The sequence below is a fragment of the Mesorhizobium sp. M0772 genome, assembly GCF_040320135.1.
GTDB lineage: Bacteria > Pseudomonadota > Alphaproteobacteria > Rhizobiales > Rhizobiaceae > Mesorhizobium.
In genome coordinates, this window is the sequence record NZ_JAMYPB010000012.1 from 1 (window position 1) to 20,729 (window position 20,729).

Sequence of the window (20,729 nt, forward strand, 5' to 3'; positions counted from 1 at the left end):
GCGACGGCCCACCCAGCCAACGGCCGCCGCCGGGCGGCCTTTTCTTTTGGGGCTCGGCAGTCCCCCCCCCCGCCGCTTCGCGCCGACCTCCCCATCGAGGGGAGGTAGGAGGTCGCGGCAGTTTTGCCACCCGGACAATCCACGATGGTCCAGCGGCTAGCAAACCAGTTCGACCATAAAAACGCGGCACCCTACCTCCCCTCGATGGGGAGGTCGGCGCGCAGCGCCGGGTGGGGTGATGGCGCCGGCCTCGGTTCAAGTCTCAGAACTTGCCGGCCTTGATGTAATCGATAAACGCCCGTAGCGGCGCTGGAACCAGACGCCGTCCGGGATAGTACAGAAATGGCCCGGGAAAGCTCTGCCACCACGGTTCGAGCACGGGCTCCAGGTCACCGCTTTCGAAGTGAGGGCGAAGCCACCCCTCGAAGAGAGCGACGATGCCGCTGCCGGCAATCGCCGCATGGACGGCAAGATCGCTCGCCCCGCCGATGCGCACGATCAACGGCCCCGTCGTGTCGACCCGCACCACCTCGCCGTCGCGCTCGAATTCCCACGGCAGCATCGCACCACTGGCAAAACGGCCGCGCAGACAAGCATGGCCAAGCAGATCGCTCGGGTGCTGCGGCCGCCCATGGCGATCGAGATAGGCGGGGCTGGCGCCAGTGGCGAAGCGCTGGACGCGCGGTCCGATCGGCACCGCGATCATGTCCTGCTCCAGTCGCTCGTCATAGCGGATGCCGGCGTCGCAGCCGGCCGCCAGCACGTCGACGAAGTTCTCATCGGCGATGACCTCCAGCCGAATGCCGGGATAGGCGGCGAGGAAGCCCGGAACGATGTCGGGCAATATCAGCCGCGCGGCGCTGACCGGGACGTTGAGGCGCAGCGAGCCGGCCGGCCTGTCGCGAAAGCCATTAACCACGTCGAGGGCCGCCTCCACCTCCGACAGCGCCGGGCCAAGCCTTCCCAAGAGGCTGAGGCCTGCGTCGGTTGGAACAACGCTGCGTGTCGTGCGGTTGAACAGCCTGACGCCGAGCTGCGTCTCCAGGCGGCGCACCGCTTCGCTCAGGCCCGACGCGCTGCCGCCGCCGGCGCGAGCCCCTTCGCGAAAACCGCCGGCACGCGCCACCGTCACGAAAGCATTCAGATCGCCAAGATCCATCATTGTTCGCCATTCCGCACAAGCTGTACGGATTGTACCTTATTATCCCAAGGTTGAGCAGCGTCTATCTTCGCCTCCTCAAAGGAGATCGACCATGTCCACCATCCAAAAATCCGGCACATTCACCCTCGGCAGCCACACCGTGAAACGGCTCGGCTACGGCGCCATGCAACTTGCCGGCCCGCATGTTTTCGGTCCGCCGAAAGATCGGGACGCGGCCATTGCTGTGCTGCGCGAAGCGGTGGCGTCCGGGGTCAACCACATCGACACCAGCGACTATTATGGCCCGCATGTCACCAACCAGCTGATCCGCGAAGCGCTGGCGCCCTATCCGCAAGACCTCGTCATCGTCACCAAGATCGGGGCGCGGCGCGGCAGCGACGGCTCCTGGCTGCCTGCCTATTCCGCCAAGGAACTAGAGCAGGCCGTGCACGACAATCTCAGGAATCTCGGCCTTGAGGTGCTGGATGTCGTCAATCTGCGCATCATGTTCGGGGTGATGGGTCCGGCCGAGGGCTCGATCGAGGCGCAGTTGACCGCGCTTGCCGAACTGCAGCGCAAGGGCCTGGTGCGCCATATCGGCCTGAGCAACGTCACCCCAGCGCAGGTCGAGGAAGGCCGTGGGATCGCCGAGATCGTCTGCGTGCAGAACCAGTACAATCTGGCGCATCGCGACGACGACGGGTTGATCGATGAACTGGCGCGCGCCGGTATCGCCTACACGCCGTTCTTCCCGCTCGGCGGTTTCAGCCCGCTGCAGTCGTCGACCTTGTCGGATGTGGCCGCGCGGCTCGGCGCCACACCCTTGCAGGTTGCGCTCGCCTGGCTGCTGCGCCGCTCGCCGAACATCCTGCTGATCCCGGGGACGTCGTCGATCGGGCATTTGAGAGAGAACCTGGCGGCGCGGGAACTGGAGCTGTCGGCCGATGTGCTAAGGGAATTGGATGGGGTGGCGAAAGCGGCGTGAAGATTTTGCGGGCGGCGCTGTCACCCCACCCGCGCCTTCGGGCCGACCTCCCCATCGAGGGGAGGTAGGAGGTCGCGGCAGCCTTGCATGCCTCGCAATCGCTACGACTGTCGGAATCTAAAGCGCCAACGCCCTACCTCCCCTCGATGGGGAGGTCGGGGCGCAGCGCCGGGTGGGGTGATGGTGCCGACGTACGATTTCTAATTGATACTCGCCGTATTCGCGGCTCGGCCGGCTTCCCTCATCCACATAAGGCGCCCGAAACCCATCGGCCCCCAGCCAGCCAATCGCAGCCTTCGGTTCTTCGGTCTGGATGATGGTGGCGCCGCGTTCGGCCCAGAAACCGTGTCTCGGCCGGCATGCCGGCCCGCACCGCCAGTTCATCGCCGCGGCCGCCGGAGAGGAGTCGCCGGGCCTTGCGCCTTGGCGATACAAATCCTGTGTCGCCCCTCTAGAACGCTATGGCGTTTCGCCAAGCTGTGACTGGCATCTTGCGTGCCGGTTCTGTAGTTGTGGCAGCCCGATGAACAAAGAAGGACCCGTAATGGCGAACCAGACCATCGACAACGCCTTCACCGCCCGCTCCAAGACGGGGCCTTCCTTCGAGCCGACCTATGCCGGCGCGCTGTCGTTCATGCGGCGCAAATACACCAAGGATGCAAAGGGCGCGGACGCCGTCGTGTGGGGCATTCCGTTCGATGCCGCCGTCACCAACCGGCCGGGCGCGCGCTTCGGGCCGCAGGCGATCCGCCGCGCCTCGGCCATCCTCGACAACGACCCGCAATATCCGTTCTCGCGCGACCTGTTCGAGCATCTCGCCGTCATCGACTATGGCGATTGCCTGCTCGATTCGGGCAATCACCAGAAGACACCAGGCACGATCGAGCGCGAGGCGGCGAAGATCCTGAAATCGGGTGCCTTCCTGTTGTCGCTCGGCGGCGATCATTTCGTCACCTGGCCGCTGCTCAAGGCACATGCCGCCATCCACGGGCCGCTGGCGCTGGTGCAGTTCGATGCGCACCAGGACACCTGGCCTGACGATGGCAAGCGCATCGACCATGGTTCGTTCGTCGGCCGCGCCGTCAATGAAGGCATCATCGACCCCGACCGCTCGATCCAGATCGGGATCCGCACGCATGCCCCCGATACGTTCGGCATCAAGATCCTTTACGGTCACGAGATCGAGGAGATGCGGGGTTCCGACATCGCCTATGCGATCGTCGACCGCACGTGCGGCAGGAAGACCTATCTCACCTTCGACATCGACTGCCTCGACCCGGCCTTTGCGCCCGGCACCGGCACGCCGGTTGCCGGCGGACCGTCCTCGGCGAAAATCCTGTCGACGCTGCGCCAGCTCGGCCAGGTCGATATTGTCGGGGCCGACGTCGTCGAGGTTGCGCCGGCCTATGATCACGCCGATATAACGGCGATCGCCGGCTCGATGGTGGCCATGCACTATCTCGGCCTGGTGGCCGAGCGAAAAGCGCGGGCGGAAGAGCTGAACAGCGGCAACCATGGCGCGGCAAACCATGGCCAGGGCATATAGGCCTGAATTAGCAGGGAATTGACCGGCACATGAAACCGAAAATCTTCATCGATGGCGAACACGGCACCACCGGCCTGCAGATCCGGGCGCTGCTGGCCGAGCGCGGCGACCTCGAGATCATCTCGATCCCGGCCGAGCGCCGCAAGGAAACGGCGGCGCGCGCCGAGTTCCTCAATGCAGCCGATGTCGCCATCCTGTGCCTGCCGGATGCGGCTGCCAAGGAAAGCGTATCGCTGATTGCCAACGACACCACCAAGGTGATCGACGCCTCCACGGCGCATCGCGTAGCCGAGGGCTGGGAATATGGCTTTGCCGAGATGGAAAAGGGCCAGGCCAGGATCATCGCCAATGCAAAACGCGTCGCCAATCCCGGCTGCTGGCCGCAAGGACCGATCGCGACACTGCGGCCGCTGGTCGCCGCCGGCCTGCTGCCGGCGGATTTCCCGATCACCGTCAATGGCATTTCGGGCTATTCGGGCGGCGGCCGGCCGATGATCGAGGACTATGTCGCCAAGGGCGAGGATGCCTCTGAATTCCAGGTCTATGGGCTGACCCTGCAGCACAAGCATGTGCCGGAGCTGCGCACCTATGCGAAGCTGTCGCACGATCCGATCATGCAGCCGGCGGTCGGCAATTTCGCCCAAGGCATGATCACGGTGGTGCCGCTGCAGCTCGGCGGGCTTGACCATGTGCCGGCCGGCGCCGAACTGCACGCGGCAATCGCCGACCATTTTGCCGCCATCAAGGGCGGCGTGGTCGAGGTAGCTCCTTACGAGCACGTGGAGCGCCTGCCCGAGATCAATCCCGAGGTCTATAACGGCACCAATCGGATGAAGGTCTATGTCTTTGCCAATGACGACCGGGCGCAGGCGCTGCTGATTGCGGTCTATGACAATCTCGGAAAGGGCGCCTCGGGTGCTGCCGTTCAGAACATGGATCTGATGCTCGGCCTTTAATTCAGTTGGAGAGAGCATGTTGCCCGAAAACCGCTTAACACTTTTCGGCATCACGCTCTGAATGGACGCGCCTGCATTTCCAAAGCGCTGGAAGATCAGCGCGCCCGAGCTCATTGCGGAGACGTTTTCAAGCCGCATCTGGAAGGTGCGGCGTGAGGACGGCTCGCCGGCCATCGTCAAGGCGCTCAAACCATTCGACGATGTCGAGGACGAGTTGCGCGGCGAGCGCTATCTCGCATGGCGGCGCGGCGAAGGCGCGGTGCGGCTGCTTGGCCGGGACGGCCACCGCATGCTGCTCGAATATGCCGGCGACACCCTGCTTTCCGACGTTCTGGCCAAAGAAGGCGACAACGCCGCGACCGCAATCGCGGCCGAGTTGATGGGGGGACTGTTCTCGCCCACAAGACACCCTGCCCCGCCGGACCTGCAGCCGCTGCGGACACGGTTTGCCAGCCTGTTCAAAAAGGCCGGAGCCGATCGCGACGCCGGAGAGCACAGCCTCTATATCGAGGCCGCCGAAATCGCGGACCGGCTGCTCGATGCCCCGCATGCGGTCAAGCCGCTGCATGGCGACCTGCATCACGACAACATTTTGCACGGTGCGCGCGGCTGGCTGGCGATCGACCCGAAGGGCGTGCTCGGCGATCCCGGCTTCGACGCCGCCAATCTGTTCTACAACCCACTGGGGCGCGACGACCTCTGCCTCGATCCCGAGCGCATCGCGCATATGGCCGAGATCTTCGCCAGGACACTCGGCCAGACGCCGGCTGCCATTCTCGACCATGCCATCGCCTATGGCTGCCTGTCGGCCGCATGGCATCATGAGGACGAGAATGCGGTCGACGAGAACCGCGAGCTGTCGGTTGCGGGAGTGATCCGAAAGGTGCGGCTCAGCTTCTGACCGGCGCAGCCTCGCGCGTTAGACGTAGCGAGGCAGTTCGTTCGCGAAATAGATTATTGCGACGGCCAAGACACCGTAGACGATGTACCTGCGTTCATGGGCGGCCGCGTTGGCAGTGGATAGGCGCCCTTGTTGCCGCGCCAGTGGGCGGCGGCAAATCCCAGCAGGACAAGCGCGAAGGCCTGATGGGTCAGCGCCATGTGCAGCGGCACCTGCATCAGCAGCGTGCCGATGCCGATCGAGGCCTGGACCAGCACCAGCAGAAACAGCAGCGTCGCGCGGCGTGCGTGTGTCGTGCCTGGTAAACGCCGGCGTGTCGCGATCATGTGCCAGAGCCCGACGGCAAAGACCGTGTAGGCGCCCAGTCGGTGGACGAACTGCACCGTCTTCGGGTTCTCGAACAAGTTGCGCCAGGCCGGCTCGAGCAGAAGCAAATCTGACGGGATCACCTTGCCGTCCATCAGCGGCCAGGTGTTGTAGCTCAGGCCGGCGTCGAGCCCTGCGACCAGGCCGCCGAGATAGATCTGGACCAGCACCAGCAGCACGATGAAGCCGGCCAGCCTTTGTGTCGGCCGGTCGGCGGCAGGCTCCGAATGCGGCGCCAGCCCGCGCGCGACCACCATGGTGGCAGTGAAGATCAGGGCGGCAAGCGTCAAATGCGTGGCCAGCCGGTACTGGCTGACGGAGACGCGGTCGACCAGGCCGGAGGCCACCATCCACCAGCCGATGGCGCCTTGCAGGCCACCAAGCAGCAGAATACCGACCAGCTTTGGCCCAAGGCCGCGCTCGATGCGGCGCGTCGCCCACAAGACCAGCAACGGCAGGCCGAAGACCAGGCCGACACTGCGCGCCAGGATACGGTGCGCCCACTCCCACCAGAAGATCGACTTGAAGGCGTCCAGGCTCATGCCCTTGTTGAGCTCGGCATATTGCGGAATCTTCTGATAGAGCTGGAATTCCTCCTGCCACTCGGCGTCGTTGAGCGGCGGTATCACGCCGTGGATCGGCTTCCACTCGGTGATCGACAGGCCGGAATTGGTGAGCCTGGTGGCGCCGCCGACCAGCACCAGCGCAAACAGCACCAGAAGCACGACATACAGCCAGCCGCGCACCAGCGCCCGATTTTTCAAGTCGCGATCGCGGTCAATGTAAGGCGCGGCGGCTGATATGGCGGCCATGGTTGGTCCCGGCAGGTTGACGTGGCGGATTGGTGAACCATCGCAACCCGGCTGACAAGACCGGACGGCGCGGCACGCCGTCGCGCCGCATCTCCCGGGTTGCACAGGCGCGCGGTTGGGCCTAAGCGGAGGCGATCAACGAGAACGCTCATGCCCATCCGCCTGAAAAAGCTGATCGGAACTTTCCTGCTGGTGGCGCTGGTCATCATCTATGCGCTGGTCGCGTCGATCATAGCGGTCGCGCAGCTGTCGCAATCCAGCCCGCTGGTGCACTTCCTGTTCTTCCTGTTCAGCGGCCTGTTCTGGGTGCTGCCTGCGATGGGCATCATCAAATGGCTGATCCTGGAGCCGCCGCCGAAAGGCTGAAGAGCCCGCCCCAGGTTAGATGGTGACCACCATTTTGCCGGCATTGGCCAGCGGCGTCGTTACGCCCGACAACATGGTGCGGATATGGGCGACGCTCTGGTAGCGGCCGTTGATCGAAATGCGCGGCAGCGCGTGCAGGAAGCCGGCGTGCTCGGCGTGCAGCACGCCGTGGCGAGTGGTCACCGCCGAGGCGTAGCCGGCGTCGCGGGCAAAGCCCACTTCGCGGCAGCCGACAGCGCTGGCGTAACCATAGGGGTAAGCGAGATGACGTGGGTCTTCGCCGAGCTGCGCCTGCAGCTGGCGCCTGACGTCGACGATCTCATGGCGCGCATCGGCTTCGTCGAGCCGCTTCAGATTGCGGTGGTTGACCGTATGCGCGCCGATCGTCACCAGCCTGTGCCCGGCCACGGCGCGGATATCGTCCCAAGTCATCAGCGTGCTTGGGCGCAAGCCATCGAGGTCGATGCCGTTCGAGTGCGCCAGATCGCGCAGCACGGCGCGCTGATCCTCCTCGCGCACCTCGAGCGTCAGATAGGCATGCAGACGCGCATTGGCGTGGAGTTTCTTGCTGTGGGTCGAGCAGTCTATGGTCACCGGCCCCTTCGGCGTCGCCAGCGTCAAACGCTCCCGCGCGTTGACGATATCCTCGACCACGTCCCACCATAAATCGGCGCTGCCGTCGATCAGACCCGGCGCGACATAGATGGTGATCGGCGCGTCGTGCTTTTCGAGCACTGGCAGCGCTTCGGTCATGTTGTCGCGATAGGCGTCGTCGGCGGTGATGGTGGCGAACTGGCCGTCCTTGCCGCCGGCCTTGATGCGCTCGATCGCCTCGTCGAGGGTGACGAAGGCATAGCCCCTCGACTTCATGTCGGCGACGAGAGCGTCGAGGAATCGCGGGGCGATGTTGAGGTGGCGGTTAACGCCGTCCGGCTTCTCCGGCGTGGCGGTGACCCGATGCAACATGAGGATGGCGCCAATGCCGCCGACGAACGGCTTGGCCAGCGGTGCAAGGCCGGTAAAGCGGGCGATATTAAGCGCCAGTTTCCGAACTGCCTCACCACCGTCGATCATTCATTCACCTTTTGCGCCTAGGCTCGATCCAAGCACGGAACGCGCCGACGCGAACTCCTGATCGCGACGAATACGCCTTAAGGATTGAGGTATGGTTGACGCCACCGCGTCATTTGACGGCAATCGGCTCGCCGCAAGCAAGGCGTCTGCGCGTGCGCCGGCTGCCGACCAGACCAGTCTGTCGGTGTCGATCGCAGATGCTGCCGCGCTCGCCTCTTACGGCGAATTCTGCCGTTCGGCGCTGTTTGCGCCGGCGCAAAGCGCGGCCTGGGTTCATGCCTGGACGGCGCAGGCCAATCCCGATGCGGTCGTCGCCACGCTGACAATCGAGGACAGGCCGGTCTTTGCACTGGCACTGGAAATCACGCGAACTGGTCCATTCCGCGTCGCCCGCTTCATGGGCGGGCGCCATGCCAACGGCAATTTCGCCGCCGCCGATCCGGCATGGCTGGCAAAGGCCGATGCCGGGGGGATCCGCAGGCTGGTGACGGCGATCGGCAAGGCGCGCCCCGACATCGATCTCGTTGCCTTGGAAAGGCTGCTCCCCGACCTCGATGGCGTTGCCAATCCGCTGGCGGCGTTCTCCAACTTTCCGAGCCCAAACCTGTCGCTCGCCGTCAATCTCGACGGTGGTTTCGATGTGCTGCTGTCGCGTGTGGGCGGCAAGCGCAAGCGCAAGAAGCACCGTTCGCAGACACGCAAGTTCGAGGCGGTCGGCGTTCATCGCCGCATCGAGGCGCAGACACCGGAAGACGTGAACCGGCTGCTCGACGCTTTCTTCGAGATGAAGGAGTTCCGCTTCGCCAAGATGGGCATCGCCAATGTCTTCGGCGAGCCGGAGGTGCGGGCTTTCTTCCGTGCCCTCTTCGCCGGCGCGCTGGCCGAGGAGAAACCGGCCTTTGTGCTGCATGGGCTCGAAGTGGCCGGCAAGCTGCGCGCAATCACCGGCTCGAGCCGCTCGGGCAAACGCCTGATCTGCGAATTCGGCGCCATCGCCGAGGACGATCTCGGCCACACCAGCCCCGGCGATTTCCTTTTCTTCGACATCATCGAGGAAGCCTGCCAAACAGGCTTCGATGTCTATGATTTCTCGGTCGGCGACGAGCCCTACAAGCGGCTCTGGTGCGATATCGAGACCCAGCATTTCGAGGTGCTGGCGCCCCTGACGCTGAAGGGACGCGCCCTGGCGTCGGCGCTGCGGCAGGGCGCACGGGCGAAAGCCTTCATCAAGAACAACCCGACGGTCTGGAAACTGACCAAGATGCTGCGCCGCAAGGCCGCCGGACAGGCAGCGCCCGCTCCCACGGACGACGAAAACTAGCGTTCAGAAATTCAGCGCTTCGCGGAGCGCCGGGCCGGCCCTGACCCGCAGGTCGAGATCCGCCTCGATGTGGTCGATATGGTGCAGCATCAGCCGGCTCACCAACCCGCAATCGCCGCTCTCCAGCGCGCCGACCATTTCCGTGTGCTCACTGTGCCCGCAGGCCGACACGCCGGATCGTCCGTAAAGGGCGATCACCAGCGACGAACGCGCCACCAGCTCCTCCATGAAGCGCTGCAGGATGGCATTGCCGGCGACGGAGGCGAGCAGCAGATGGAAATCGCCCGACGCCTTGATTTCGGAGCGCCGGGCGGTTGGGCCGCGCTCGGCGATGAAGCGGCCTTCCTCGTCGAGCTGCGCGCGGAACGCAGCGATATCGGTGGCTGTGACCCGCCCACAGGCGGCAATGGCTATGCCCGGCTCGATCAGCCGGCGCGATGCGAACACCTGGCGCGCTTCCTCGGGCGAAGGGTTGGCGACGAAGGCGCCACGGTTGCGCTCGGTACGCACCAGCCCCTCGAAGGACAGCATCTGCAGCGCCGCGCGCGCGACCGTGCGCGAGACGTCGAACAGCGTGCCGACCTCGCCTTCCGACAGCTTGGTGCCGGGCGTCAGCCGACGGTCAACGATGGCGTCCCGCAGATTGTCGCGAATCGCCTGGGCGCGATCCTGGTTGGCGCTGTCGGCGGAATGGATCTGATCGGCAATGTTCATGGCGATGATGGTTCCCAGCCTCTTTCTAGCGCAACTCGTCGCCTGCGCACGAGAGGCAAAGTGGACACGAAGCCAAAAAAGATTGCATACGATTCTTGCGCGGATCGCGCACAATCGCCCATAATTTGTGCAATGCACAAGATAGCTCACCGGCTAGGCAGTGGGCACGAATTCCGATTTTGCTGATGATTCAAACGCTTGGCCGAATCTCGCCGATTGGCACGCATAATGCATTGGTTGACGCGACCAAACGGGGAAGCCTGAATGTCCAAAGCCGCCGAGATCGACATCGTCTCCGTTTCGAAAGTGTACGGAACGACGACTGCCGTCGAGGCCATCAGCCTGAAGATACCGGCAGGCACCTATTGCTGCCTGCTTGGCCCCTCCGGCTGCGGCAAGACCTCGACGCTGCGCATGATCGCCGGCCACGAAAGCATTTCGTCGGGCGATGTCCGCCTCGGCAACATCGTCGTCACCGACTTGCCGCCGGCAAAGCGTGGCACGGCGATGATGTTCCAGTCCTATGCGCTGTTTCCGCATCTCGACCTTGTCGACAATGTCGCCTTCAGCCTGAAGATGAAGGGCGTCGACAAGGAGCAGCGCCGTGCCAAGGCGCTCGACATGCTCAAGCTGATGCAGATGGAGGCCTATGCGACGCGCCGGCCGGCGCAGCTTTCCGGCGGCCAGCAGCAGCGTGTTGCACTCGCCCGCGCTCTGATCACCGATCCCGAGGCGCTGCTGCTCGACGAGCCGCTGTCGGCACTCGACCCGTTCCTGAAGATACGCATGCGCGCCGAGCTGAAGAAATTGCAGACCTCGCTTGGCATCACTTTCGTCCACGTCACCCACAGCCAGGAAGAGGCCATGGCCTTGGCGGACCTGATCGTGGTGATGAATGACGGCCGCATCGAACAGGCGGCGCCGCCGCGAGATGTGTTCGAAAGGCCGGCCACCGCCTTCGTCGCGCGCTTCATGGGTGACCACAATGTCATCTCCGGCCGGGTTACCGGCGCGCGCGACGGCATGGTCGTCTTCGACGTCAATGGTGGCGCCTCGCTCGCCGCCCGCGGGCAAGGCCGGGAGGCGGGCCAGGAGGTGGGCACGCCGATCGACATCGCCATCCGCACCGACCATGTGCGCATCGGCGAAGCACCCTCTCCCGGCCTCGGCTTCACCGGCATCGTCTCCAACATCGAATATCGCGGCGCCACGGTGAAGCTGTCGGTCACCGGCGGCGGCATCGACGATTTCACCGTTATCATCGACGATTCCGACTTCTTCGCCAAACCCGTCGCCCTTGGCGACGCCGTACCGCTCGCCTGGGATTCCGAGGACGCCATCGTCCTCGGCCGCCTTCATTCATGAATTCAACGAAGCAAAACAAAACAGGGGAATAGGAATGACAAAAACAGTAGAAACAAAGACCGGAATTTCGCGACGTTCGTTGCTCAAGACAGGTGCGGCCGCCGTCGGCCTCGCCGCAGGCTCGGGCGCCATTACAGGCTTCCCGACCATCTGGGCGCAGTCCAACATCACGCTGCGCCAGTTCGGCACCGGCGTGTCGAACCTGAACGCGATCGCCGACAAGTGCAAGGCCGACCTCGGCATCACGCTGGAAATGACGGCGACCGATTCGGACGCGGCCGCCCAGCGCGCCGTGACCCAGCCCGACAGCTATGACATCGCCGACATCGAATACTGGATCTGCAAGAAGGTGTTCCCGAGCGGCGTGCTGCAGCCGATGGATGTCAGTAAGCTGAAATACTACGACGAGCTGGTGCCGTTGTTCAAAACCGGCAAGCTGACGCCCGACAGCATCATTGCCCAGGGCACCGCGCCGCACACGGTCGGCTATGTCGAAGCGCAGGACTCAAAGACCTTCGCCAAGGCGCCGACCAAGTGGTTCACCATGGTGCCGACGATCTACAACGCCGATACGCTAGGCATCCGGCCCGACCTCGTCGGCCGCGACATCACCACCTGGGCCGACATCATGGATCCGGCCTTCAAGGGCAAGACCGCGATCCTTAACATCCCGTCCATCGGTATCATGGATGCGGCCATGATCATGGAGGCCACAGGCAACATCAAATATGCCGACAAGGGCAACATGACCAAGGAAGAGATCGACAAGACGATCGACTTCCTCATCAAGGCCAAGCAGGCCGGCCAGTTCCGCGCCTTCTGGAAGTCGTTCGACGAGAGCGTCAACCTGATGGCATCGGGCGAAGTGGTCATCCAGTCTATGTGGTCGCCGGCCGTCGCTGCCGTGCGCTCCAAAGGCATCGCATGCCGCTTCCAGCCGCTCAAGGAGGGCTATCGCTCATGGGGCGGCGGCCTTGGCCTTGCCGCCCATCTCAAGGGCGCCGAGCTCGACGCCGCCTACGAATACATCAACTGGTATACGTCGGGCTGGGTCGGCGGCTATCTCAACCGCCAGGGCTACTATTCCGCCAATATGGTCTCGGCCAAGAAGTTCATGTCCGAGGACGAATGGGGCTACTGGATCGAAGGCAAGCCGGCCAAGGGCGAGATCAAGGCGCCGGACGGCACCGTCATGGAAAAGGCCGGCGCCGTGCGCGACGGCGGCTCGTTCGAAGAGCGTATGGGCAAGGTCGCCTGCTGGAACTCGGTCATGGACGAGGACCGCTACATGGTGAAGCGCTGGAACGAATTCATCGCGGCGTAGAGCGGACGCGTTCACTGTGATGTTGCGATCCTTCGCGCCCCCCTCTGTCCTGCCGGACATCTCCCCCACTTGGGGGGAGATTGGCAGCGTCATGGCCGGCTCTTCGTTAGCAACGTTGGAGTTTGGCGAAGGCCGTTATGAGAGTTCGATCTCCCCGCTCGTGGGGGAGATGTCCGGCAGGACAGAGGGGGGCGCGAAGGATCGCAAGTCATCGCGATCACGCGGAGGATTTTCCCAATGACAGTCGCGCTCGAACGCCCCGCCATCGCAGCAGCCAAGCCCGCCAGACGCCGCCGCGTCTCCCTTGGCGCCGTCACGCCCTATTTGCAATCGGCGCCGCTGGCGCTCATCCTCGGTGCGTTCCTGCTCTTGCCAATCATCATGATCGTCGTCGTCTCCTTCTGGGATTATGACTTCGCCGCCATGTATCCGGATTTCCTGACGACGAACTATTCCGACGTGCTGGGATCATGGGTCACCTGGAAGACCTATCTCAACACCATCAAATTCGCTGCCATCGTCTGGGCTCTGACCTTGTTCATCGGCTTCTGGGTCGCCTATTTCCTCGCCTTCCATATCCGCACCACCGCCATGCAGATGGTGCTGTTCCTTGTCTGCACGGTGCCGTTCCTGACCTCCAACATCATCCGCATGATCTCGTGGATCCCGGTGCTTGGCCGCAACGGGTTGATCAACTCGACGCTGGTGCAATTGGGGCTGGTGCCAAAACCCATCGAATGGCTGCTCTATTCGGAATTCGCCGTGGTGCTGGCCATGGTGCATCTCTACACGCTGTTCATGGTAACGCCGATCTTCAACACGTTGATGCGCATCGACCGCTCGCTGGTCGAGGCCGCGCGCGATGCCGGCGCGTCCGGCTGGCAGGTCTTGTGGAACGTCGTCATCCCGCTGGCCAAGCCCGGCATGGCGATCGGCACCATCTTCGTCGTCACGCTGGTGATGGCCGATTTCTCCACTGTGCAGGTGATGTCGGGCGGCCAGAGCGCGTCGGTCGCACTGATGATGAAGAACCAGATGTCGCTGCTGCAGTATCCCGCAGCCGCCGCCAATGCCGTAGTGTTGCTGGTGTTGGTACTGTTGATGGTCGCGGGCATCCTGCGCATCGTCGACATCCGCAAGGAGCTTTGAGGTGAGCCACGAAAAACGCACCCTCGAATTCTATGTGCTTGCGGTCTTCTTCACTCTGTTCGTGCTGTTCCTCTACGGCCCGCTGTCGGCGATCCTGATCCTTTCTTTCCAAGGCGAGACCGGCGGCCTCACCTTCCCGCTCAATGGCGTGTCGCTGCACTGGTTCGCCAATCTGTTCGAGCGCCAGGCGGTCGGCGATTTCGGCGGCAGCTTCAAGCGCTCGCTCGTGCTCGGCCTCATGGTGATGATCGTCACCGTCGTCGTGTCGCTGCTGGCAGGGCTCGCTTTCCGGCAAAAATTTCGTGGCGCCACCGCTTTGTTCTACCTGGCGGTCGCCAGCCTCGTCGTACCCTCGATCATCATTTCGCTCGGCATCGGCGTCGTCTTCCAGCAGGTCGGCTTCCGCCCGGCCTGGTACACATCGGCCTTCGGCGCGCACCTGACCTGGACCTTGCCCTTCGGCGTGCTCATCATGTTCGCCGTCTTCAACCGCTTCTCGCCCGCCTATGAGGAAGCAGCGCGTGACCTGGGCGCCAACTCCTGGCAGACCTTCGCCCATGTCGTGCTGCCGATGATCGCGCCGAGCCTGATCGGCGTCGGCCTGTTCGGCTTCACGCTGTCCTATGACGAGTTCGCCCGCACGCTGATGACGTCGGGCACCTTCAACACGCTGCCGCTCGAGATCTACGGCATGACCACCAATGTCACGACGCCGGTGCTCTATGCGCTGGGCACGGTGACCACCGTGTTCTCCTTCCTGGTGATCCTGGCCACACTGGGCGCCATCCTCTATGTCGGCCGCAAGCGGGCCAGGGTTTGATCGTGCAGATACTGGTGGTGAACCCCAACACGACGGCGAGCATGACCGAGACGATCGCGGCGGCGGCGCGCGCCGTTGCCGGCGCCGGGACCGAGGTGATCGCGGTCACCTCCTCGATGGGTCCTGCCTCGATCGAGGGCTATTATGACGAGGCATTGGCCGTGCCCGGCCTTTTGATGGAGATCGCCGCCGGCGAACGTGCCGGGGCTCAGGCCGCCATCATCGCCTGCTTCGACGATACCGGCCTGGATGCGGCACGCGCCATGGCCTCCATTCCGGTCATCGGCATCTGCGAGGCCGCTCTCAGTGTCGCCTCCTACATTGCCCAGCGCTTCACAGTGGTGACGACCACCGAACGCTCGCGTGTCCCTGTCGAGGGGCTGGTGCACCGCTACGGCATGGCCGGGCGTGCCCGCGTGCGCGCCGCCGACATTCCCGTACTCTCGCTTGAAGACGCTGCTTCCGGCGCTGTCGAGAAACTGCGCGCCGAGATCGCCCGCGCCATAGCGGAAGACCGCGCCGAGGCCATCGTGCTCGGCTGCGCCGGCATGGCCGACCTGGCACACCGGCTGCAGCAAGAGTTCGACCTGCCCGTCATCGACGGCGTCGGCGCCGCCCTCAAACAGGCCGAGGCGCTGATCGCATTGGGCCTGTCGACCTCGAAGCGCGGCTCCTATGCCAGTCCGCTGGCCAAGCCCTATCGCGGCGTGCTGAAATCCTTCTCGCCGGGGGTGGTCGCCGCGGAGTGAACGCTATGAAGCCTACCGTCCGCGCATTGTCTCCGCCGGAAGTGACCGTTCTCATCGACTGGGCGGCGGCTGAAGGCTGGAACCCTGGCCTTGATGATGCCGCCGCGTTCCGGCCAACCGATCCTGAAGGGTTCATCGGCGCTTTTGTCGACAACGAGATGACCGCCGCCATCTCGGCTATCGCCTATGGCGGCAACTTCGGTTTCATCGGTCTCTACATCTGCCGACCAGACATGCGCGGCAAAGGCCATGGCAAAGCAGTCTGGAATGCGGGCATGGCCAGGCTGGCCGGCCGAACGGTCGGCCTCGACGGGGTCGCCGCGCAGCTGGCGAATTATCGCCGCACGGGATTCAGCTCGGCGTACGAAACCATCCGCTTCAGCGGCCGTATCGCGACCCCGCCCGTCCGAAGCGAAGGGGTGCGCATGATAACCACGCAACTCGTGCCCGACATCATCGTCTATGACGCCCGCTGTTTCCCCGCGCCTCGACGAGCCTTCCTGCACCGCTGGGCGCAGCCGCCGCATTGCGGGTTCGCCGCGATCAGTTCACTCGGCACCATAGGCTACGCCGTGGCTCGTCCCTGCCGTTCGGGTTACAAGATCGGCCCGCTGTTTGCCGACGACACCGAGACGGCGATGCAGCTCATGGGCAGTCTGGCTGCCGCATGCGAAGGTGGCGACCTGCATATCGACGTTCCTGCCGAAAATTTCGATTTCACCACGGCGCTTTCAGCAATTGGTTTCAGGCCGACCTTCACCACCACGCGCATGTACAAGGGCCCGCCTCCGAAGGTCGACTCGCGCCGAATATTTGGCGTGACGACCCTGGAGTTGGGGTAGATCCCGGCGCCGACTGACAGGCTTGGTTTTTCGGGAGCCGGCGGGCGATGGACGAGCCGATCCGTAGTAGCGCCGCCTAAGTCGAATTGTCTGATGTCTCAGGCGGCGCTACGTCGTCCCGGCACGGGGTTACCCGGCGTCTCGTGGCCGATCGGCGTCACCAGAGTGAGGTCGGGATAGCCGCTTTCGATCAGCTCGACGGCGGCCTGCGCCACCTCATCGTCCGCCTGCAGCATGGACATGAAGACCTCGGTGCTGTCGCCGACCAGTCGGCTGATGCCTTGCGCATCGGCCGGTCCGCATTCGACGATGACCAGATCATAGGCGGTGGTCAGCGACTGCATGATGATCGGCAGCCGGTCGGCGGCGCGCATGGCGCGAACCGGATCGGCGGTGCCGACGGGAACGACATGGCAGTCCGAATAGAGGTCGGCGTGGATGACGTCGCTGAACTGCGCTTCCGAAGCCAGCAGATTGGTGATGCCGGGGAAAACTCCGCTGTCCAGCATCGGCCGCGAGGCGGCACCTGACGCCGTGAGATCGAGCAGCAGCACGCGCAGGCCAGCGTCGGAGACTTCGCGCGCTACCAGCACTGCCGATGCAGCCGCCTCATCGCCTTCGGGCGACACGAAGATGGCGCGCGCAGCACCGCTGGCGATCAGCTTTTCCGCCGCCTTCTCGACATCGATCTCGCCAAGGCTGGAGCGGACAGGTTCGGCTTGCGGTTCGGAACCGGCAGCCGCTGCTCCTTCCAGCACTGAAGGAGCCGGCTCGGGCTCTGGCACCAGTTCAGACTCCACGGTCGTCGGCTGATCGTCCACTTCCACGACCTCAGGAGCCGGTTCCGGGTGGACGACCGGCGCCGACATTGCCGACATCGCAACCTGCTCGATACGCTCGAAGCGCGCCCCTGGGGCCGGACGCATGGCGCGGCCGGAAAACAGCTCCTGCAGCAGCGTGATGACCGACATCAGCAGCAGCGAGCCGACTAAGGCGGCGCCGACGATCGGCACGAGCTTGGGGAAATAGGGTTCCGACGGCACGCGCGCCTCGGAAAACACGCTGGCATCGACCGGCAGGTAATTCTTGCGCGAGGACACTTCGCGGAAGCTCGCCATATAGGATTCAAGCTGCTGGCGCCGGACGTTCGCCTCGCGCTGCAGCGCATCCAGCTGGACCTGCTCCTCGCCGGCCCGCGACGACGCCGCTTTCAGCTTGTTGACGTCCGATATCAGCTGGTTTTCGCGCGCCTGGGCGGTCTGCGCCTGCGTCAGCAACCCGCGCATGATTTTTTGCGCTTCGTTGCGGATCTGGCCGTCGAGATCGGCAAGCTGCGACCTCATCGCCCGCAGGCGGGGATGGTTGTCGAGCAAGGTGGTGGAAAGATCGGCGATGTTGGTTCTGAGCTCGATCTGACGCTCACGCAGCCGCTGGATCAGATCGGAAGACAGCACTTCGGGTACAGCGTCCAGCGAACCGCCATTCTGCAAAGCCTGGCGCACCCTTTCGGCCGTCGCCTCGGCCGAAGCGCGGCTGGCGCGCACACGCGACAGTTCGGTCGATAGCTCGGACAATTGCTGTGTCGCCAGCACCGAATTGTTGCCGCCCATCAACAGGTCCGACTGGGCGGAACGGAAGGCCGCGACCTTGGCCTCTGCATCCCTGACCTGCTTCTGCAGATCGTCGATTTCCGGCCCGAGGAAGGCGGTCGCGGCGGCGTTCGACTTGGTCTTGGCGTCCGCCTGATAGGCCAGGTAGGCCTTGGCGATGGCGTTCGGAATGTCAGCGGCAAGCTGGGGATCTTCAGAGGAAAATTCGACGGCGATGACGCGGGTCTTTTCCACGCCATAAACATTGAGCTTGTCGCGCATCTTCGTCAGCACGCGCTCTTCGAGCGGAATTTCTTCCGGATCGCTCTTCAGCCCGGCAATGACCAGGAGCCGGGTGACCGGCGACATGCCGAGCGCATAGTTGAACTCGGGCTTGTCGCCCAGCTTAAGGTCGGCAGCCACCTGCTTGAGAATGTCGGACGAGGAAATGACCTGAACCTCGGTTGCTACACCTTCCGCATCGAGCACAGGTTTGTCGTCTTCATTGGTGCCGGCAGGCCGCGTATAGGCCGATTCGCTCAACTGGATTTTCAGCTGCGTCGTGGCCTTATAATGCGGCGTGGCAAGCCACGCGAACGCGAAGGCGAGACCAGTGACGAGAAGCGTGATCACAAGAATGCGCAGCCAGTTCCGCGCCAGGCTGGCGAAGAGCTGTCTCAGGTCGACATCGACATCTGCGGCCGCGGACTGGTCGGACATGCATTCCTGCTCCGGACATGAGGCTAGATGGTAGCGTAAACAACTATGGTAACTCAGCCGTTAAGATCGCGGTAAGCAGCTGTTAGGGTTTGCTGACATCCGGTAAACAAAGCCAGCAAAACTATACGGCTTTTTGTCGATTGCCGCCAAATCGGCCGCGTCCCTTTACCGGCCATTAACCCTAACAGGATGATAACGAACCCAGATCCTTAAGGTTTGCCGCCGTGTCCTGGCGGCCATAGCGACGAAGGTGTGTGTCCGATCATGAAAAGCGCTGCTGGTCTGTTTCGCGCTCTGCTGGCCGTGTCGATGCTCGCCGGCTGCTCCAGCTACCGGCCGACGCCGGCGGCCTTCCACGAGGTACTCGACCAGCCCTATCGGCTCGGCGCCGGCGACCGTGTCCGCGTCACCGTGTTCGAACAGGACGGTCTGACCAACACCTACAGTGTCGATCAGTCCGGCTACATGTCCTTCCCGCTGGTCGGCGCGGTGCCGGCGCGCGGCCACACGGCCCAGCAGCTGGAAAAAGCGCTCGCCGACAAACTGCGCCAAGGCTATCTGCGCGACCCCGACGTGTCGGTCGAGATCGATCGCTACCGGCCGATCTTCGTCATGGGCGAAGTGGGCGCCGCCGGCCAGTATTCCTACGTGCCGGGCCTCACCGTGCAGAAGGCCATCGCGATTGCCGGCGGTTTCTCGCCGCGCGCCAACCAGGAAAGCGTCGACATCACCCGCGACATCAACGGCAAGGTGATGACAGGCCGGGTGGTTACCTCCGATCCGCTGCTGCCGGGCGACACGGTCTACGTTCGCGAACGCCTGTTCTGACATCAACGTGGCGGACCAGCTCAGGATCGTCCACTGCTTTCGCTCACCCGTCGGCGGGATCTTCCGGCATGTGCGCGACCTGACGGAGGCCCAGCTCGCCGCCGGACATGTTGTCGGCATCGTCTGCGATTCGACCACCGGCGGCGAATACGAGGAACGCCTGTTCGACCAGATGAAGGACAGCCTGGCGCTGGGCATCCATCGCACGCCGATGCAGCGCCATGTCGGGCCGGGCGACTTCGCCTCGGCCTGGCGTACCTATCGAATCATCAAGGAATTGCGGCCGGACGTGTTGCACGGACATGGCGCCAAAGGTGGCGCCTATGCCCGTCTGTTCGGCTCATTGTTGCGGGTATCAAGGTCTCGCGTAGCCCGCCTCTATTCGCCGCATGGCGGCTCCCTCCACTATGATGAAACGACGACGACCGGGAAGCTGTTCTTCGCGCTCGAGCGCTTCATGGCGCGCTTCACCGACTGCCTGCTGTTCGTCTCCGACTATGAGCGGCGCACCTATCGCAGGAAGGTCGGTGAACCGCCTATCCCGAACACGCTGGTCTATAACGGCCTGCGCGCCGCCGAGTTCGAACCGGTGGTCGCACAGCCCGACGCGGCCGACCTGCTCTACATCGGCATGATGCGCGACCTCAAAGGGCCTGACATTTTCATCGACGCGCTGGTGCTGGCCGGGTCCCAGCTTGAGCGCCGCTTGACCGCGGTCATGGTCGGCGATGGCGACGACCTGCCGCGCTACCATGCGCAGGTGAAACGGCTGGGCCTCGAAAAACAGGTCCGCTTCTTGCCGCCGATGCCGGCCAGGGAGGCATTTTCGCTGGCCGATCTGGTCGTCGTCCCCTCCCGCGCGGAAGCCATGCCCTATATCGTGCTGGAGACGCTGGCGGCCGGCAGGCCGATGATCGCCACGGCCGTCGGCGGCATTCCCGAAATCTTCGGGGAGGGATCCCCTGCCCTGATCCGTCCCGATCCGCGCCAACTCGGCGACAAGATGGGTGAAGCGCTGCGCGATCTCGACGCCTACCGGCGCGCCATGCCCGATACGGCCAGCCTCAGGGCGCGATTCGGCGCCGATGTGATGGCCGCCGAAATCGAAAAGGCCTATTTCGCCGCTCTCAACAGATAGACGACCCTCCAAAACCACAAGTT

Annotated in this window: 19 protein-coding genes and 1 pseudogene; 14 read left to right on the forward strand and 6 right to left on the reverse strand. The window is 64.0% G+C overall.

The features are described 5' to 3' along the window. Window positions 1-262: 262 nt before the first annotated feature. Window positions 263-1,162: a LysR family transcriptional regulator gene (locus NKI06_RS10745; RefSeq protein WP_352985214.1), complete on the reverse strand. Its 900-nt coding sequence runs from the start codon at window positions 1,160-1,162 to the stop codon at window positions 263-265. A 91-nt stretch (window positions 1,163-1,253) separates the two neighbouring features. Here NKI06_RS10745 and NKI06_RS10750 point away from each other — a divergent pair, with 91 nt between their 5' ends. Continuing rightward, a complete protein-coding gene (locus tag NKI06_RS10750; RefSeq protein ID WP_352985216.1) occupies window positions 1,254-2,126 on the forward strand; it encodes an aldo/keto reductase family oxidoreductase in 873 nt (290 codons plus the stop codon). Between the two features lie 200 nt (window positions 2,127-2,326). Here NKI06_RS10750 and NKI06_RS10755 read toward each other — a convergent pair. Beyond that, window positions 2,327-2,529: pseudogene (locus tag NKI06_RS10755) on the reverse strand (glycerophosphodiester phosphodiesterase family protein); the annotation flags it as partial. Between the two features lie 141 nt (window positions 2,530-2,670). Between NKI06_RS10755 and speB the strand changes: the two are divergent. The 3 genes from speB to NKI06_RS10770 all read left to right on the forward strand — a co-directional run bounded on the left by speB (window position 2,671) and on the right by NKI06_RS10770 (window position 5,529). Further along, entirely contained in the window at window positions 2,671-3,672 is a 1,002-nt protein-coding gene (speB, locus tag NKI06_RS10760) for an agmatinase (RefSeq protein ID WP_352985218.1), read from the forward strand. A 29-nt stretch (window positions 3,673-3,701) separates the two neighbouring features. After that, complete coding sequence (gene argC, locus NKI06_RS10765; RefSeq protein ID WP_352985220.1) at window positions 3,702-4,628, forward strand: N-acetyl-gamma-glutamyl-phosphate reductase; 927 nt, start codon at window positions 3,702-3,704, stop codon at window positions 4,626-4,628. 61 nt (window positions 4,629-4,689) lie between these two features. Further along, a complete protein-coding gene (locus NKI06_RS10770) occupies window positions 4,690-5,529 on the forward strand; it encodes an aminoglycoside phosphotransferase family protein (RefSeq protein ID WP_352985222.1) in 840 nt (279 codons plus the stop codon). Window positions 5,530-5,582: 53 nt separating this feature from the next. Here the strand turns inward: NKI06_RS10770 and NKI06_RS10775 are convergent, their stop codons facing one another. After that, entirely contained in the window at window positions 5,583-6,707 is a 1,125-nt protein-coding gene (locus NKI06_RS10775; protein ID WP_023823249.1) for a COX15/CtaA family protein, read from the reverse strand. Window positions 6,708-6,857: 150 nt separating this feature from the next. Between NKI06_RS10775 and NKI06_RS10780 the strand changes: the two genes are divergently transcribed. Further along, entirely contained in the window at window positions 6,858-7,073 is a 216-nt protein-coding gene (locus tag NKI06_RS10780; protein WP_023669401.1) for a DUF2842 domain-containing protein, read from the forward strand. Between the two features lie 15 nt (window positions 7,074-7,088). Here NKI06_RS10780 and NKI06_RS10785 read toward each other — a convergent pair whose 3' ends face one another. Continuing rightward, window positions 7,089-8,147, reverse strand: a complete 1,059-nt coding sequence (locus NKI06_RS10785) for a polysaccharide deacetylase family protein (RefSeq protein ID WP_352675181.1) — start codon at window positions 8,145-8,147, stop codon at window positions 7,089-7,091. Between the two features lie 91 nt (window positions 8,148-8,238). Between NKI06_RS10785 and NKI06_RS10790 the strand changes: the two genes are divergently transcribed. Then, window positions 8,239-9,468: a GNAT family N-acetyltransferase gene (locus NKI06_RS10790; protein ID WP_023682322.1), complete on the forward strand. Its 1,230-nt coding sequence runs from the start codon at window positions 8,239-8,241 to the stop codon at window positions 9,466-9,468. A gap of 3 nt (window positions 9,469-9,471) precedes the next feature. Here the strand turns inward: NKI06_RS10790 and NKI06_RS10795 are convergent, their stop codons facing one another. Continuing rightward, window positions 9,472-10,182 carry a GntR family transcriptional regulator gene (locus NKI06_RS10795; RefSeq protein WP_023669398.1) on the reverse strand — a complete coding sequence of 237 codons (711 nt, stop codon included), beginning with the start codon at window positions 10,180-10,182 and terminating at the stop codon, window positions 9,472-9,474. Window positions 10,183-10,446: 264 nt separating this feature from the next. On the opposite strand from NKI06_RS10795, the gene NKI06_RS10800 reads away from it, so the two are divergent. The 6 genes from NKI06_RS10800 to NKI06_RS10825 all read left to right on the forward strand — a co-directional run bounded on the left by NKI06_RS10800 (window position 10,447) and on the right by NKI06_RS10825 (window position 16,431). After that, window positions 10,447-11,547, forward strand: a complete 1,101-nt coding sequence (locus tag NKI06_RS10800) for an ABC transporter ATP-binding protein (RefSeq protein ID WP_023689478.1) — start codon at window positions 10,447-10,449, stop codon at window positions 11,545-11,547. Between the two features lie 34 nt (window positions 11,548-11,581). Next, window positions 11,582-12,871 carry an ABC transporter substrate-binding protein gene (locus tag NKI06_RS10805; RefSeq protein ID WP_023689479.1) on the forward strand — a complete coding sequence of 430 codons (1,290 nt, stop codon included), beginning with the start codon at window positions 11,582-11,584 and terminating at the stop codon, window positions 12,869-12,871. A gap of 237 nt (window positions 12,872-13,108) precedes the next feature. Next, a complete protein-coding gene (locus NKI06_RS10810) occupies window positions 13,109-14,020 on the forward strand; it encodes an ABC transporter permease (RefSeq protein WP_023697429.1) in 912 nt (303 codons plus the stop codon). Window position 14,021: 1 nt separating this feature from the next. After that, complete coding sequence (locus NKI06_RS10815; RefSeq protein WP_352462912.1) at window positions 14,022-14,840, forward strand: ABC transporter permease; 819 nt, start codon at window positions 14,022-14,024, stop codon at window positions 14,838-14,840. Between the two features lie 2 nt (window positions 14,841-14,842). Beyond that, window positions 14,843-15,589: an aspartate/glutamate racemase family protein gene (locus NKI06_RS10820; RefSeq protein ID WP_023682327.1), complete on the forward strand. Its 747-nt coding sequence runs from the start codon at window positions 14,843-14,845 to the stop codon at window positions 15,587-15,589. Window positions 15,590-15,594: 5 nt separating this feature from the next. Next, window positions 15,595-16,431, forward strand: coding sequence for a GNAT family N-acetyltransferase (locus NKI06_RS10825; RefSeq protein ID WP_352985225.1), 837 nt, complete (start codon window positions 15,595-15,597; stop codon window positions 16,429-16,431). Between the two features lie 98 nt (window positions 16,432-16,529). On the opposite strand, the gene NKI06_RS10830 is transcribed toward NKI06_RS10825, so the two are convergent. Beyond that, window positions 16,530-18,740, reverse strand: a complete 2,211-nt coding sequence (locus NKI06_RS10830; RefSeq protein WP_352985227.1) for a GumC family protein — start codon at window positions 18,738-18,740, stop codon at window positions 16,530-16,532. A gap of 264 nt (window positions 18,741-19,004) precedes the next feature. On the opposite strand from NKI06_RS10830, the gene NKI06_RS10835 reads away from it, so the two are divergent. Both NKI06_RS10835 and NKI06_RS10840 read left to right on the forward strand, forming a co-directional pair. After that, complete coding sequence (locus NKI06_RS10835) at window positions 19,005-19,568, forward strand: polysaccharide biosynthesis/export family protein (protein WP_023669390.1); 564 nt, start codon at window positions 19,005-19,007, stop codon at window positions 19,566-19,568. Between the two features lie 7 nt (window positions 19,569-19,575). Then, the gene (locus NKI06_RS10840; RefSeq protein ID WP_352985229.1) at window positions 19,576-20,706 is read left to right on the forward strand and encodes a glycosyltransferase; all 1,131 of its coding nucleotides are present in this window, start codon (window positions 19,576-19,578) and stop codon (window positions 20,704-20,706) included. The last annotated feature ends 23 nt before the right edge of the window (window positions 20,707-20,729 follow it).

What these genes read in the sequence shown, in the direction of transcription:
- speB (WP_352985218.1), top strand. Translation starts at nt 2,671, where the DNA reads ATGGCGAACCAGACCATCGACAACGCCTTCACCGCCCGCTCCAAGACG.
- NKI06_RS10825 (WP_352985225.1), top strand. Translation starts at nt 15,595, where the DNA reads ATGAAGCCTACCGTCCGCGCATTGTCTCCGCCGGAAGTGACCGTTCTC.
- NKI06_RS10780 (WP_023669401.1), top strand. Translation starts at nt 6,858, where the DNA reads ATGCCCATCCGCCTGAAAAAGCTGATCGGAACTTTCCTGCTGGTGGCG.
- NKI06_RS10810 (WP_023697429.1), top strand. Translation starts at nt 13,109, where the DNA reads ATGACAGTCGCGCTCGAACGCCCCGCCATCGCAGCAGCCAAGCCCGCC.
- NKI06_RS10835 (WP_023669390.1), top strand. Translation starts at nt 19,005, where the DNA reads ATGAAAAGCGCTGCTGGTCTGTTTCGCGCTCTGCTGGCCGTGTCGATG.
- NKI06_RS10805 (WP_023689479.1), top strand. Translation starts at nt 11,582, where the DNA reads ATGACAAAAACAGTAGAAACAAAGACCGGAATTTCGCGACGTTCGTTG.
- NKI06_RS10750 (WP_352985216.1), top strand. Translation starts at nt 1,254, where the DNA reads ATGTCCACCATCCAAAAATCCGGCACATTCACCCTCGGCAGCCACACC.
- NKI06_RS10745 (WP_352985214.1), bottom strand. Translation starts at nt 1,162, where the DNA reads ATGATGGATCTTGGCGATCTGAATGCTTTCGTGACGGTGGCGCGTGCC.
- NKI06_RS10800 (WP_023689478.1), top strand. Translation starts at nt 10,447, where the DNA reads ATGTCCAAAGCCGCCGAGATCGACATCGTCTCCGTTTCGAAAGTGTAC.
- NKI06_RS10775 (WP_023823249.1), bottom strand. Translation starts at nt 6,707, where the DNA reads ATGGCCGCCATATCAGCCGCCGCGCCTTACATTGACCGCGATCGCGAC.
- argC (WP_352985220.1), top strand. Translation starts at nt 3,702, where the DNA reads ATGAAACCGAAAATCTTCATCGATGGCGAACACGGCACCACCGGCCTG.
- NKI06_RS10830 (WP_352985227.1), bottom strand. Translation starts at nt 18,740, where the DNA reads ATGTCCGACCAGTCCGCGGCCGCAGATGTCGATGTCGACCTGAGACAG.
- NKI06_RS10790 (WP_023682322.1), top strand. Translation starts at nt 8,239, where the DNA reads ATGGTTGACGCCACCGCGTCATTTGACGGCAATCGGCTCGCCGCAAGC.
- NKI06_RS10795 (WP_023669398.1), bottom strand. Translation starts at nt 10,182, where the DNA reads ATGAACATTGCCGATCAGATCCATTCCGCCGACAGCGCCAACCAGGAT.
- NKI06_RS10785 (WP_352675181.1), bottom strand. Translation starts at nt 8,147, where the DNA reads ATGATCGACGGTGGTGAGGCAGTTCGGAAACTGGCGCTTAATATCGCC.
- NKI06_RS10770 (WP_352985222.1), top strand. Translation starts at nt 4,690, where the DNA reads ATGGACGCGCCTGCATTTCCAAAGCGCTGGAAGATCAGCGCGCCCGAG.